Origin of the sequence: Burkholderia mayonis, assembly GCF_001523745.2 — a bacterium.
In the GTDB taxonomy this organism is placed as follows: domain Bacteria; phylum Pseudomonadota; class Gammaproteobacteria; order Burkholderiales; family Burkholderiaceae; genus Burkholderia; species Burkholderia mayonis.
The window spans coordinates 811,649-826,180 of record NZ_CP013387.1 but is presented as its reverse complement, the minus strand read 5'-3'; the positions used below and the strand labels follow the sequence as shown (position 1 = coordinate 826,180).

Below are 14,532 nucleotides of genomic sequence, written 5' to 3'. Positions count from 1 at the left end.
CGATGAGTCAAGTGTAGGCAACGCACGGGTTCTGTTCGATGCTCGCTCCGCTCAATTACACTGATCGTTTTTGCCACACCGCGCCGCGGCATGCTCCTGCGATGAAGTACGACGAGAAGAAAGGCACCGTTTCGATCGAGCTCGTGGAGTCGAGTCTCGCGCTGTCGCGGCGGCGCGGCGTCGACGACGCGCCGCTCCTCGCGCAGGCGGGCATTCCCGCCGCGCTCCTCGCATCGCCGAGCGCGCGCGTGTCCGCGCGGCAGTACGGCGCGCTGTGGAACGCGATCGCGCACGCGCTCGACGACGAGTTCTTCGGCCAGGACGCGCACCCGATGCGCTGCGGCAGCTTCATCGCGATGAGCCAGGCGGCGCTCACCGCGCGCAACGGGCTGCGCGCGCTCGCGCGCGCGGTCAACTTCATGCACTGCGTGCTCGACGATCTGCACGGCGAGATCGACGCGAACGCCGAGCGCGTGCGGCTGCGCTTCGTGCACCGCGACGGCGCGAGCGCCCCGGAGATATTCGCTTACGCGACTTATTTCGTCATCGTCTACGGTCTCACCTGCTGGCTGATCGGGCGGCGCATTCCGCTGTTGCACGCGAGCTTTCGCTGCGGCGAGCCGCGCGCGGTCCACGAATATCAGCTGATGTTCTGCGACGACATGCGCTTCGGCCAACCCGAGTCGTATGTCGATTTCGATCCGGCGTTCGCCGCGCTGCCCGTCGTGCAGACGGCGAAGACGCTGAAGCCGTTCCTGCGCGACGCGCCCGCGAGCTTCATCGTCAAGTACCGCAACCCGCACGCGTTCGCGCAGCGCGTGCGCGCAGCGCTGCGCGGGCTGCCGCCCGCCGCGTGGCCGACCGCGCAGGCACTCGCCGCGCGGCTGCACGTCGCCGAAGCGACGCTGCGGCGCAAGCTCAGGCAGGAAGGCCATTCCTATCAGTCGATCAAGGATGCGCTGCGTCGCGATCTCGCATGCGAAGCGCTCGCCGATCCGGCCCGCACCGTCGCCGACGTCGCCGCGGCGATCGGCTTCGCCGAGCCGAGCGCGTTCTACCGCGCGTTTCGCAAGTGGCGCGGGATGAGCCCGGCCGACTACCGCGACGAAGCGCTCGCCGCGCGCGCCGCCGCTTCGCGCTTTCGCCGGAAACCGCCTACTCTTTAAGCACCGGGCGCACGCCCTTTTCACGGCCCGGCTGCGGCGCCGCACCATGCGGCCGCGCGCCGCCGGCCGACACCGCGATGCACACGCCCCGTCCTTCGCCGCGGCACGGCAAGCTTCCCGCGCGGCTCGCGCGCGCGGCCGTGCTGGTCGGCCTGTTGCTGGCCTGCGCGGCAGTCGCCGCCGCGCGCGCGCCCGTCGTCGTGATTCCGGTCACGGGCGCGATCGGCCCCGCAAGCGCCGACTTCGTCGTGCGCGGCCTCGATCGCGCCGCGCGCGAGCACGCGCAGCTCGCGATCCTCCAGCTCGACACGCCGGGCGGCCTCGACACGTCGATGCGGCAGATCATCAAGGCGATCGTCGGCTCGGGCGTGCCCGTCGCCGCGTTCGTCGCGCCGGGCGGCGCGCGGGCGGCGAGCGCCGGCACCTACATCGTCTACGCGAGCCACATCGCGGCGATGGCGCCCGGCACGAACCTCGGCGCGGCGTCGCCCGTGCAGTTCGGCGTCGGCGGCCCGGCGCCGCCCGCCGCGCAGCGCGAGCCCGGCGCCGCATCCGGCGCGACGGCCACCGATGCCGAATCGACCGAAACCCGCAAGGCGCTGCACGACGCGGCCGCGTACATCCGCAGCCTCGCGCAGTTGCGCGGCCGCAACGTCGAATGGGCGGAGCGCGCGGTGCGCGAGGCAGTGAGCCTGCCCGCGAACGACGCGCTCGCGCAGCACGTCGTCGACCTGATCGCGAACGACCCGGCCGATCTCGCCGCGCGGCTCGACGGCCGCAAGATCGTCACCGCGACAGGCACGCACCGGCTCGACACCGCGCAAGCGCCGATCGAGACGATCGAGCCCGACTGGCGCAGCCGGCTGCTCGCGACGATCGCCGATCCGAGCGTCGCACTCGTGCTCGTCACGCTCGGCATGTACGGACTCTTCTTCGAATTCGCGAACCCCGGCTTCGTGCTGCCGGGCGTCGCGGGCGCGATCAGCCTGCTCGTCGGCCTGTTCGCGCTGCAACTGCTGCCGATCAACTACGCGGGCCTCGCGCTCGTGATGCTCGGCATCTCGTTCCTGGTCGCCGAGGCGTTCCTGCCGACATTCGGCGCGCTCGGCGTTGGCGGCATCGTCGCGTTCGCGATCGGCGCGCTGATGCTGATCGACACCGACGTGCCCGGCTACGGCGTGCCGTGGCCGGTGATCTTTTCGCTGGCAGCGTCGGGCGCGATCCTCGTGTTCGGCGTGTCGGGCTTCGCGCTGCGCGCGCGTCGACGCCCCGTCGTCGCCGGCGCGGAAGCGATCGTCGGCAGCATCGGCGAAGTGCTCGACGACGGCCTCGTGCCCGATCAACCGCCCGAAATCGGCCCGAGCGCGAATCCGGCCGCGCCGCTCGCGCCGTCGGCGGCCGGCTGGGCGCGCGTGCACGGCGAGCGCTGGCGCGTCGCGAGCGCGACGCCGATCGCGGCCGGCCGCCGCGTGCGCGTGACGGGCCGAAACGGCCTCACGCTGACCGTGGCCCCGCTGTACGACAACACCGCCCCACCACAAGGAGAACAATCATGATGGGCTTCACGTTCGGCTTCAGCAGTCTGTTGTTCGTGCTCGCGCTGTTCGTGATCGCGTCGGCGATCCGCATCTTCCGCGAATACGAGCGCGGCGTCGTGTTCCTGCTCGGGCGCTTCTGGAAAGTCAAGGGGCCGGGCCTCGTGCTGATCATCCCGGTCGTCCAGCAGGTCGTGCGGATCGATCTGCGCACCGTCGTGTTCGACGTGCCCGCGCAGGACGTGATCACGCGCGACAACGTGTCGGTGAAGGTCAGCGCGGTCGTGTATTTCCGCGTCGTCGATCCGGAAAAGGCGGTGATCCAGGTCCAGCGCTACTTCGACGCGACGAGCCAGCTCGCGCAGACGACGCTGCGCTCGGTGCTCGGCAAGCACGAGCTCGACGCGCTCCTCGCCGAGCGCGAGCAATTGAACGCCGACATCCAGAAGACGCTCGACGCGCAGACCGACGCGTGGGGGATCAAGGTGTCGGTGGTCGAGATCAAGCACGTCGACCTGAACGAGACGATGATCCGCGCGATCGCGCGCCAAGCGGAAGCCGAGCGCGAGCGGCGCGCGAAGGTGATCCACGCGGAAGGCGAGCTGCAGGCGTCCGAGCAGCTTCTGAAGGCCGCGCAGCGGCTCGCGCTACAGCCGCAGGCGATGCAGCTTCGCTATTTGCAGACGCTGACGACCATCGCCGCCGACAAGAATTCGACGATCGTTTTCCCGCTGCCGATCGACCTCGTGAGCGCGGTGCTCGAGCGCTTCGGCCGCGCGCCGCAGTGATCGAACCCCGATTGCCGCACGCGCATTCCGTCTCGCCTCGTCCGGTTTCGCCGCATTTCCGCCCGCGCCGGCCCGCGCGGGCCACGCCGTTTCCCGCCGACGAATTAGGAAAAGTACTCATCACAAACACGCGCGCGTACGAGGCTCGTTGATATAAGATACTTACATTGATCAATGTCACATTTGCTGACGAAGCGCATTGACGGCTGACGCATTCGCGGCCGGCATCGCCGTTCAGAACGACGAAGAAAAGGAGACGACGCCATGGCCGAGCATCCGCTGCCGGAAATCCACATCGAGGAGCTGGATCAGTTCCGCTCCGTCCAGCAGCTCGCGTACCGCTGCGTCGAAACCGTCGGCGACATGCTGTACCCGGGCATCACCGAAAAGCAGGCCGCGCGGCTGATGATCGAATGGGCGCAGGACCACGGCGTGCACGACTGGCTGCACAAGCCGTTCGCGTGGTTCGGCGACCGCACCGCGTTCGAAGGCTTCTCGGGCCTCAAGCATCTGGGCGGCTTCAATCTCGCGTTCTTCCCGAGCAACCGCGCGCTCGAGCCCGACATGCCGGTGATTCTCGACGTCGCGCCCGTCGTCGACGGGATCGTCGCCGACGTCGGCTATGCAACCTGCCTTGGCCGCAACCCGATCCTCGAGCAGTTGCAGGACGACCTGATCGCGCACCGCGAGATGATCGTGGCGCTCGTGAAGGCGCGCCGCACGCTCGCCGAAGTCGCGCAGGAAGTCGACGCGCTGTGCCGCCGCCAGGGCGTCGAGCCGCGCCACAAGGCGTATCCGTTCAAGGTGCTCGCGCATCGCGTCGCGAAGCTGCACAAGCTGTCGAAGCCGCGCTTCGTCGCGCGCTTCGGCCTTAACTCGACGCGCAACCTGCTGCTCGAGCAGACGCGCGCGGGCAAGGAGCAGGGCTGGTCGCCGCTGTGGTCGATCGACGCACGCTCCGATCACGCGCCGACGCCCGGCCTCTGGGCGGTCGAGCCGCATCTCGGCTTCGCCGGCGTCGGCGCGAAGTTCGAGGAGCTGCTCGTCATCACTGACGACGACGCGTACTGGCTCGACGACGACCTGCCGCACGTGCGCCGCTGGCACGCGCGGCAGGCAAGCAAGCCGCTCGCGCGCGAACAGGCCGCGTGACGGCTCTCGCCGCGCGTATTCCCTCTCCGCCAACACAACAAGACACCACGATGCAGCCCCTCTCCGACGAAGCGCCGCTCGCGCTGTTCGAATCGGTCCACACCGAAACCGCCGTCCCGGCCGGCGACGTCACGCTCGCCGCGAAGACCTGGGGCGACGCGTCGCGCCCCGCCGTCGTGCTCGTGCACGGCTATCCGGACAACAGCAGCGTCTGGCGCCGTGTCGCGCCGCTGCTCGCGAAGTCGTACTACGTGATCGCTTACGACGCGCGCGGCGCGGGCCTGTCGACGAAGCCCACGCGCACGGCCGACTATCGGCTCGAACGGCTCGTCGACGATTTCGCAGCGGTGATCGACGCGCTCGCGCCGAACCGCGCAGTCCACGTGATCGGCCACGACTGGGGCTCGATCCAGGGCTGGGAGTTCGTCACCGAGCCGCGGCTCGCGGGACGCATCCTGTCATACACGTCGTGCTCCGGGCCGAATCTCGACCACGTCGGCTACTGGCTGCGCCAGCAACTCGCGCGCCCGTCGCCCGCTTCGGTGAAACGCCTCGGCGGCCAGCTCGTGCGCTCGTGGTATGTGTACCTGTTCCATCTGCCGTTCATCCCCGAGTTGAGCTGGCGCCTGTGGCTCGGCCGCGCGTGGCCCGCGCTGATGCGCAGGCTCGAGCGCACCGACGTCGGCCCGCGCCCGACGCAGACCGACGACGGCGTGCACGGCGTGCGCCTGTATCGCGCGAACTTCATCCGCCGCGTGTTCGCGCCGCGCGAGCGCTATGCGCACGCGCCCGTGCAGGTCGTCGTGCCGCTGCGCGACAAGTTCGTGAGCCCGGCGCTGTCGGCCGACATCGCGCGCTGGGTGCCGACCTACTACCGCCGCGAAGTCGCCCAGCGGCACTGGCTGCCGATATCGGACCCCGAACGCTTCGCCGCGCTCGCAAAGGAGCTGATCGAAGCGGTCGAGACGGGCACGGCGCCGCCCGCGCTCGCGCATGCGCGCCGCGCGAGCGGCGCCCGCCCGTTCATCGGCAAGCGCGTCGTGATCACCGGCGCGGGCAGCGGAATCGGCCGCTGCGCGACCGTCGAATTCGCGAAGCAAGGCGCGTCGATCGTCGCCGTCGACATCGACGAGCAAGCGGCTGAGCGCACCGCGCGCCTCGTGCGCCTGCTCGGCGCGGAAGCGCACGTGCGGCGCGTCGACGTCGGCTCGGCCGACGACATGGAAGCACTCGCGAACTGGGTCGGCAACGAGCTGGGCGGCGCCGACGTCGTCGTCAACAACGCGGGCATCGGCATGGCGGGCGGCATCCTCGACACGTCCGCCGCGCACTGGGAGCGCATCCTGCGCGTGAACCTGTGGGGCGTGATACACGGCTCGCGCCTGTTCGCGAAGCAGATGGCCGCGCGCGGCGCGGGCGGCCACATCGTCAACACCGCGTCGGCGGCCGCGTTCGGCCCGTCGCGCGACCTGCCCGCATACGCGACGACGAAAGCCGCTGTGCTGATGCTGAGCGAGTGCATGCGCGCCGAGCTCGCCGACCACGGCATCGGCGTGACGGCCGTCTGCCCCGGCTTCGCCGAGACGGGGATCATGGCGTCGACCCAATACGCGGGCGCGAAGAGCGCGCAGGACGAAGCACGGCTGCGCAAGCGCGCGACGAAGCTCTATCAGATGCGCGGCCTGAAACCGGAAACCGTCGCGAAGGCGATGGTCGATGCCGTGTTGCAAAACAAACCGGTCGTCGCGATAGGCGCGGAAGCGCATGCGATGCGTTTCGTGGGGCGCTTCATGCCGTGGCTCGGCCGGATGATCGCCCGCGTCAGCATGGCGTCGCACTGAGTGGCGAAACAGCCCCGACCTTGGAGGAGACACCGATGAACGCCCCCGAAAATCACTACCTGATCAAGGCGCGCCACGTCAAATTCGATTTCGCCAAGACACCGATCCAATGGATCGAAGGCGATCCGGAAAGCACGCACATCATCAACACGCTGAACCTGCTGTTCCCGGAAGGCGAGCTCTGGTTCTGCCGCGTGTACAACAAGGCGCTGCCGCTCATCACCGATCCCACGCTGTACGCCGACGCCGAAGGCTTCCTGCGTCAGGAAGCGGTGCATTCGCGCTCGCACGGCGGCGTGCTCAAGCATTACTACGAGCGGCACGGGATCGACACGAAGCCGTTCACGCGGCGGCTCAACTGGCTCTTCACGAAAGCGCTGGGCGAACGCCCGTTCGGCCTGAAGATCGGCCACACGCGCTTCTGGCTGCGCCAGCAGCTCGCGGTGATCGCGTCGCTCGAGCACTTCTTCGGCTATCTCGGCAACTGGGTGCTGCACGCGCGCGGGCTCGACGACGGCCGCGCCGATCCGACGGTCGTCGACCTGCTGCGCTGGCACGGCGCGGAGGAGGTCGAGCACCGGACCGTCGCGTTCGACATCTATCGGCATCTGGGCGGCAACTATGTGGAGCGCGCGTTCCACATGACGATCGTGGTCCTGATCCTGCTCTACTTCATCATGACGGGCGCGAAGTACATGTACGAGCGCGATCCGAGCACCGGCCGCTATCCGGGCTTCGTGCTCTCGTGGTGGCGCGGTTCGCGGCGCAACCATCTGCCGTCGTTCTGGAAGACGATCGGCGCGGCGCTCCGCTACTACCGGCCGAGCTATACGCCGCACGACGAAGGCTCCACCGAGGTCGCGCTCGAATATCTCGCGCGCTCCCCGGCCGCGCAGGCCGCCGCGCACGGCGGCAACTGGGGTTCGGAAAAGGCCGCGTCCTGATATGACCGCGGATGAAGGTTCCGCGCAGCCTGCGCGGGACCGTTCGGTTCACTTGCCGGGTGCTTCTGCTTCGTTCGGTTCGCCGAATCGCTCGCTTCGCTTCATGTCGGCGGCTTCGCCCGAGCCGTTCGCCGCACGGCTCGAACGGGCAGCCGGTTCGCTGTCTCCCGCCCTTCCATTTTTCCGACTTCCGGCGCATCGCGCCGCCGGCTCGGCATCCATTCGCCCCGCGCGATCGTGACCCGCATAAGAAACGGTTTCCGCATCGAACCATGCGCCGCCGTTCGAGAAAACGGAATCACGACGCGCTTGTTTTCATCGTGGTGCGACTGCACGCCCGGTGCACGGACGCGTGACTTTATTTCACGGAAGCCGGTTCGATATTGCCATCCAATCTTAACGAACTCTAACCACAATAAAATAATTTAAATTATCCCCTCAAGAAAATGAGAAAATCGTATCGACAATATAATTAATAAGCCAGCCGATTACCAGCGGCCAACGACATCGATCATTCAAGGAAAAACTGGCGTAAGGCCGGGCACTGCGCTTCATCGAAAGCCACAGCCCGATTTCCGCAACGATCAGTGAAAAGATTTATGTGGCGGACAAGGGCCCGCAATCCGAGTTCGACGGCTTCTGGTCCAGCTCACCGACCGATTCGACGCTGCGCGGTCGGCCCGACATCGAAATCCTCGACATCGCAAGCCGACTGTCGAACGTCCAGCACATTTTCGATGCCACGACCAAACCGCTCATCATCGATGGCAACACGGGCGGCAAGCCCGAGCATTTCGCATTGAATGTCCAATCGCTGGAACGATCCGTCGTATCGACCGTGATTATCGAAGACAAAACAGGATTGAAGAAAAATTCGCTGCTCGGCAACGACGCGATTCAGCATCAGGAATCGATCGACGAATTCGGCGAGAAAGTCCGCGCCGGCAAAGCGGCGCAGACTACCGACGATGTTCATATCATCGCCCGCATCGAAAACCTGATTCTCGAACGCAGCGACCGTATCTGTACCTCGGCCGCCGGCTGAACGCCGCCGTGGTCGGCTTGCCCGTCGACGAATCAGAAGCCTTCCTCGACGAACTGTGGCACCACACGCGGCTCGACGGCATCACGTGGACACGCATTGGGAAGTCGGCGACATCCTTATCTGGTTCTGGAACAATCGTTGCACGATGCATCGGCGCGACGCGATGATTCGAACCGTGGGCTGCGAACCGTTCGGCACAGAGCGGCGTTTTCGACGGGCAATTTGCTTCTCGTACCAGCAACGGCGTAGCGTTGCCGATCCGGCTACGATCGGCTGCCTTGTTGTCGCATCGATCCGAACAGCTCGCCATGCGCCTGCGTCTTCGATCCCGCGAAAGAAGCACACGCGATCGCCTCGTGCCGACGAAATCTGTCGCCAATCTTCGGCCGACCTCGACCGGCGCCGATGCGACTCCAATGGCCGGCCTGAATGCGCTGCAAGCCGCCCTGCCGCTACGCAACGAATTCATTGCGGCGCCCTGAGGACTGCGCGTCGCACCGGCTCCGATCTCCGTGCAGGAAACCGGTCGCGCATGCATCGCTGCGCCGGCGGACGTCGCATCCACGGTAACCGCGTTTGTCTCAAGATTTTCGTTGACAAGCCAACGAAGGATCACCAAACTCATCGGCATGGATACGCGCAAGCACATCGTCGCAGCAGTTGCCCACCCGCCAGTGAATGCCCGTTGTGGCACATCACCGGGGGCGCTCGTGCGTTAGCTATCCGCAACATCGGATGTCAAGAGGCCCCCGCCGGAAACGGTTGGGGCCTTTTTCATTGCGCTGCGCTCCTTCCGCCGGCTCTATTCAGGAGGAGACGATGGACCAGGCAAACCGGTTGTTATTTCGTCCCGATCCGACGCTGTACGACGGATACGACGCGATCCAGTTACCGCGCATGACGCTTCACTTCGCGCTCGAGCCGAGCGCGATGATGACATGGCTTGCGCGCAGCCATACCGAGATCCGCGTGCTGAGCTCGCGCGTGTGGCTCACGCGCTCGCGCAGCGTCGACGACTATTGGATGCAGCCCGGCGACGTCCTGCACGTGCCGCGCGGCGAGCGTATCTGGCTCGGCACCGACGGACCGTCGACGGCCGAGATCTCGCTCACGACTGCGTACGTGCGTCGGCGCGGCTGGATCGGCGGCGTACTCGGCGGGCTGCTCGACGCAATCGCCGATCTGACCAGCCCGCGTCCGCGATGAAGCGCCGTGCGAGCGGATGGACGAGCATGTCGCGCCGGCTCGACGCGACAATTGCGCTCGCAGGCGCTTGGCCGTCAGTTGCTCCGATCGTCGCGCGGAGCAGCTGGCGCTGTGTGCAATCAGTAATGAAGTGCGTTATCGCCTGATCTGCATTTCGTGAAGTCGTCTCGACCTCAATCATCAGGATGACTATGCATATCGATGAAGCGAGCGCCGACATTTACAGGCGAGCACGGTTTCGGATCCGCACGATCGATGCCGGCAAGGCGCGTTGCGATGTCGGCGATCGCTCGCGCTCGCCGATCCCTTCTGATGGACGATGTGGCGTCGTCGAACGCACGGTGTCGACGTGTCGGGATGCAACCGGCCGAGATCTGCCGGCACGGGAAACGATCGCGATTGCAGTTCGTCCAGCCACCTCTTGTGGGACGGCCATGGTCGCGAACATCACGACGCCCAGCGACATCGCGACTACGTGCGATCGTCGCCAAGACGCGCCGACGCTGACGGGAAAATAATGAACGTCGCGTGGATCGGTTCCGCGCCTTCCCGGAACGGATCCACGCAACGCATGGGTTGAACGGCTACGCCGCCCGGATCGATGTGCGACGCAGCCGAAACGACGAGGACATGCGCGCGGCAAAGCGCACGCCGATGAAACCGCGACAGCCGGCCTGCGCCGCGCATCGCGAACCGCTCTTGCAACGCGTTACGTGCTCGCTGCGAGACGCGGACCCGACGCGCCGCGCACGGTCGCCGACGGCTCGTCGACGGTCTTTTGCACTTGCGCGCTCACCCACGGATCGATGCCCTGCTTCTGCACCTCTTCGAGAAACGAAACACGCGTGCGCCAATAGTCGGCCTGCAGCTTCGCGTCGATGACCCGCTGTTCGGCGGTGAACAACTCCATCCGTGCGGTCACGAGCATCGATGCGGCGCTCTTCTCGGGAGTGGGGGCGTGACGCAACGCCCATCGGCTGATCCAGTTCAACATGCTTGCCTCCGAATTGACGGACGAAATCACATGGTGCGCCACCCAACCATCAAAGCCCTGCCCCAGCACGCACCACTTCAGTTGCCACTGCGAAATGCGTCGACGCTCGCGCCCCCTCCCGGCATCCGGCGACACTCAGCGCGAGCATTGTCTCTATCCTAGATAGAGAATCGCGTTAAGGCGATGACGACTTGCATTCTTTTACACAACCCGCCTTATTGCAACACCTTTCAACCCGACAATATCCCGTTGATCATAAAGAAAAATATTCATCCCAATATGAATGGAAACGCTTATCTCCAAAATAGACACATATGTCGCCTGAATTGGACGGATTTCCGGATAGCCGTCGGTCGGCGGCGTATGTGCGGCGACGAAGCATCCTGTCGGCAAGCATGTATTTTTTCTTCTCATGCGATCCGCTCCGACATATTGCGGTCACGAAGCTGCCGAATTTGCTTTCCATGCAATCGGCACAGCGCCGCGCGAGCTCGGTGACGCGATTGCACGATTCGCATGCGTTCGTTCGAACATGATGCCGCACCGGCATGCACGACGATGGGGCGCCGCAACGCGAGCAATTGCTCGCCGTTACCGTAAGCGCGCGCACAACGCGGCATGCAGTCGGCCACAACGGGAAAACCCGGTCGTGCGTGTACCGAGCGTCGCGCAAATCCATTGCTTTCGAAGAAATTACGATCGGCGCCTCGAACGAGGCTCGCGACGATTAGCACACGAAGTCGTCATTTCTGCGCGCGATTCGTCGACGAGAAGCGAAACGCGCCGCCGCGACCGATGACGCTCATCGCAGTCACGGCATCGCCCGCAACGCGCGCGACGCTCATCGGCGGACTGCGATTCAGCCCGTCAGCCCGGCCCGCATTCGTCCGGCCACCGATACGCGAGCAGCCGCGAACGCGCATATGGGAGCTCGCGCACCGCGCCGCGTTGATTGCCGCCGAACAGATACATGTGCTCGTCGTCGTGCCGCAGATAAAAGGCGACATGCCCTTTCCAACTCGTCGGATGGGCGCGCGTCAATACGACGATGCACCCATAGGCTGGCTCGCTCAGCGCGCGGCCCCATTCGAGCCACGATCGCGCGAGCGCGGAGCCCGTTCCCGAAATCCCGACGCGCGCGAGACACCAGTTGATGAACGACGAACACCACGAGACCTTGTCGTCGTAGCCCACGAGATTCGTGCAGCCGTTGTACTCGACGATGCGCGGATTGCTCTCGCCGGGACCGAAGCGCCGCACGCCCGATTCCGCGAGCGCAACCGGCATCCATGCGGGATGGCCGGTGCCAGCGTTCTGTTCGCCGCGCGCGGGCGCGACGCCTTCTTGCATTCGAGCGATCAAGGTCAAGCTGTACTCTCCAGTCCGTGAACGGGCGGCGTGCCGACGCGAGCGACGACGACGTTCGTTCGTCGACGCCATCCGCGCCGCGCGCGACAGGCGACAGGCGACAGGCGAAAGCGGCCAGCGGCCAGCGGCCAGCGGCCAGCGGCCAGCGGCCAGCGGCCATTTTAACGATCCGCGGACGAGCGCGCCTGCCTGCACCCGCCTGCCCGAAGCCTCGACGTCCGCGCAGCGCGAACCGCCGCGAGCGCAACGACGAAGCGCGACCAATCTCCGCAAATATATCGTCCCGCCTATGTCCGCTATTACAATCCGCCGATAGCCACTCAATAGTGGCTGGTTACAGTACGTCCGCCTCGCGGGCAACACAACGCACAAAGCATTCAGCAACACGACTACTCGACCGGAGAATCGCCCACATGGAATCGCTCAAACGGTATTTCGGCTTCGCGGAAGCCGGAACCGACTTCCGCACCGAAATACTCGCGGGCGTCACCACGTTCCTGACGATGGCCTACATCATCTTCGTGAACCCCGCGATCCTCGGTGACGCGGGCATGCCGAAGGAATCCGTTTTCGTCGCGACCTGCCTCGTCGCCGCGCTCGCGTCGCTCATCATGGGCCTGTACGCGAACTACCCGATCGCCTGCGCGCCCGGCATGGGCCTCAACGCATATTTCGCCTACACCGTCGTCAAGGGCATGGGCTTCACGTGGCAGGCCGCGCTCGGCGCGGTGTTCATCTCCGGCTGTCTGTTCCTGCTCGTCACGCTGTTCCGCGTGCGCGAAGTGATCGTCAACGGGATTCCAAAGTCGCTGCGAATCGCGATTACGGCGGGCATCGGGCTCTTCCTCGGAATCATCTCGCTGAAGACGGCAGGCGTGATCGTCGGCAGCCCAGCGACGCTCGTCACGCTCGGCGACCTGCACAAGCCGACGACGATCCTCGCGATCGTCGGCTTCTTCGCGATCGTCACGCTCGATTACCTGCGCGTGCGCGGCGCGATCCTGATCGGCATCATCGGCGTGACGGTCCTGTCGTTCTTTTTCGGCGGCAACCAGTTTCACGGGATCTTCTCCGCGCCGCCGTCGATCGACGCGACGCTGTTCAAGCTCGACATCGGCGCCGCGCTGTCGACCGGCATCGTCAACGTGATCCTCGTGTTCTTCCTCGTCGAGCTGTTCGACGCGACGGGTACGCTGATGGGCGTCGCGAATCGCGCGGGGCTCCTCGTCCAGGGCAAGATGCATCGCTTGAACAAGGCGCTCCTCGCCGACAGCACCGCGATCGTCGCGGGCTCGCTGCTCGGCACGTCGTCGACGACCGCGTACATCGAGAGCGCATCCGGCGTGCAGGCGGGCGGACGCACCGGCGTCACCGCGATCACGGTCGCCGCGCTGTTCATCGCGTGCCTCTTCATCGCGCCGCTCGCGGGCGTCGTGCCCGGCTACGCAACCGCGCCGGCGCTGCTGTACGTATCGTGCCTGATGCTGCGCGACATGGTCGACGTGCAGTGGGACGACGCGACGGAAGCCGTGCCCGCGGCGCTCACCGCACTGCTGATGCCGTTCACGTACTCGATCGCGAACGGCGTCGCGTTCGGTTTCATCGCGTATGGCGGCCTCAAGCTGCTGACGGGCCACGCGAAGCGGGTGAAGCCGGTCGTCTGGATCATCGCGGCGGTCTTCCTGTTTCGCTACTTCTACCTCGGCGCCGAATAAGCGGCACGTTGCGCGGCGACGCGGCCGCGTCGCATGATGTCATCGGCCGGCGATGCAAGATCGCAGAAGCCGTCGCAACGAAGGCGATCGTCGAACGGGAACGCCTCGCTCGGGCATGAACCCCTCACACGACAAACCGCCGGCGCGACTGCAACCCGCCGCCGAATCGTCCGCCCTATCCCGAGCCGCAAAACCACCATCGCGCGGCGATCGTCTTCACCCGTCGACCGAATGCGCACGCGCTTACGCATTCGCGACATTGCCGCGTGCAACAGCCAAGCCCGACGGATTCACAGCCGCGGAAAGAAGATCCGGCTGACGAGATTCCCCGAAATCGATTCTGCCGTAGTCGATTGACTCGACAGTCATAAAGCCACTCCCGGCTTTTGCCGATTCGGTCGTACCGGGATCGTCCGAAGTCAATGCGTTCGGAACGCTCCGAATGGAGTCGCGCGCGCTATGGATCGACTCGGCAATGGATGGCCCGACTGGCGAAATAAAACCGAAAGAATCCGTCACGACAGCGCAAGATTGTGGAAGACGCGGCGGTCAAGCACGTATGTTCGTAGCGACAATCGCTCGCGCTGCACTGGCTCGCCGCGCATCCATTCCGCAATCGGCCGACAGAATTCCGACGAACGAACAACCGGCGCTCACGCTGCCCGACCGTTCGACGCGCCTTCCCATGAACGCCGTCCGCTCGTTCGATGAGTCCGATGAACGAACCAGAGAGTCACATGAACCGGCGCACCCGACGTCCAACGCCAACGCGTACCGC

The 14,532-nt window shown here is 65.8% G+C and carries 12 protein-coding genes and 2 pseudogenes; 11 read left to right on the top strand and 3 right to left on the bottom strand.

Annotated elements, in window-relative coordinates; translation table 11 throughout:
* The first annotated feature begins 38 nt into the window (after positions 1-38).
* The 10 genes and pseudogenes from WS70_RS22205 to WS70_RS31755 all read left to right on the top strand — a co-directional run bounded on the left by WS70_RS22205 (position 39) and on the right by WS70_RS31755 (position 10,195).
* Positions 39-1,166 (top strand): AraC family transcriptional regulator, encoded by a 1,128-nt coding sequence (locus WS70_RS22205; RefSeq protein WP_082722366.1) that lies wholly within the window; start codon positions 39-41, stop codon positions 1,164-1,166.
* A 77-nt stretch (positions 1,167-1,243) separates the two neighbouring features.
* A complete protein-coding gene (locus WS70_RS22200) occupies positions 1,244-2,722 on the top strand; it encodes an NfeD family protein (protein WP_059597870.1) in 1,479 nt (492 codons plus the stop codon).
* On the top strand, positions 2,719-3,489 hold the full coding sequence (locus WS70_RS22195; protein ID WP_059472167.1) for a slipin family protein: 771 nt from the start codon (positions 2,719-2,721) through the stop codon (positions 3,487-3,489). The genes WS70_RS22200 and WS70_RS22195 overlap by 4 nt, the downstream gene beginning before the upstream one ends.
* A 264-nt stretch (positions 3,490-3,753) precedes the next feature.
* A complete protein-coding gene (locus tag WS70_RS22190; RefSeq protein ID WP_059597869.1) occupies positions 3,754-4,641 on the top strand; it encodes a M24 family metallopeptidase in 888 nt (295 codons plus the stop codon).
* Positions 4,642-4,691: 50 nt separating this feature from the next.
* On the top strand, positions 4,692-6,482 hold the full coding sequence (locus WS70_RS22185) for an SDR family oxidoreductase (protein ID WP_059597868.1): 1,791 nt from the start codon (positions 4,692-4,694) through the stop codon (positions 6,480-6,482).
* Between the two features lie 35 nt (positions 6,483-6,517).
* Positions 6,518-7,426: a metal-dependent hydrolase gene (locus WS70_RS22180; protein ID WP_059472164.1), complete on the top strand. Its 909-nt coding sequence runs from the start codon at positions 6,518-6,520 to the stop codon at positions 7,424-7,426.
* A 583-nt stretch (positions 7,427-8,009) separates the two neighbouring features.
* Positions 8,010-8,465 (top strand): annotated as a pseudogene (locus WS70_RS22175) (isocitrate lyase/phosphoenolpyruvate mutase family protein); the annotation flags it as partial.
* Positions 8,435-8,634 (top strand): annotated as a pseudogene (locus WS70_RS22170) (TauD/TfdA family dioxygenase); the annotation flags it as partial. The pseudogenes WS70_RS22175 and WS70_RS22170, both read left to right, overlap by 31 nt.
* A gap of 656 nt (positions 8,635-9,290) precedes the next feature.
* Positions 9,291-9,677: a DUF2917 domain-containing protein gene (locus WS70_RS22165; protein WP_059597867.1), complete on the top strand. Its 387-nt coding sequence runs from the start codon at positions 9,291-9,293 to the stop codon at positions 9,675-9,677.
* 191 nt (positions 9,678-9,868) lie between these two features.
* Positions 9,869-10,195 (top strand): hypothetical protein, encoded by a 327-nt coding sequence (locus WS70_RS31755; RefSeq protein WP_156438230.1) that lies wholly within the window; start codon positions 9,869-9,871, stop codon positions 10,193-10,195.
* A 191-nt stretch (positions 10,196-10,386) separates the two neighbouring features.
* On the opposite strand, the gene WS70_RS22155 is transcribed toward WS70_RS31755, so the two are convergent.
* From WS70_RS22155 to WS70_RS22150, 3 genes are all read right to left on the bottom strand, one after another.
* A complete protein-coding gene (locus WS70_RS22155; RefSeq protein ID WP_059472161.1) occupies positions 10,387-10,671 on the bottom strand; it encodes a hypothetical protein in 285 nt (94 codons plus the stop codon).
* A 201-nt stretch (positions 10,672-10,872) separates the two neighbouring features.
* A complete protein-coding gene (locus tag WS70_RS31750; protein WP_159082942.1) occupies positions 10,873-11,085 on the bottom strand; it encodes a hypothetical protein in 213 nt (70 codons plus the stop codon).
* A gap of 453 nt (positions 11,086-11,538) precedes the next feature.
* Positions 11,539-12,021, bottom strand: coding sequence for an NlpC/P60 family protein (locus tag WS70_RS22150; protein ID WP_059472159.1), 483 nt, complete (start codon positions 12,019-12,021; stop codon positions 11,539-11,541).
* Positions 12,022-12,452: 431 nt separating this feature from the next.
* Between WS70_RS22150 and WS70_RS22145 the strand changes: the two genes are divergently transcribed.
* Complete coding sequence (locus WS70_RS22145; protein ID WP_059472158.1) at positions 12,453-13,754, top strand: NCS2 family permease; 1,302 nt, start codon at positions 12,453-12,455, stop codon at positions 13,752-13,754.
* Positions 13,755-14,532 lie beyond the last annotated feature (778 nt).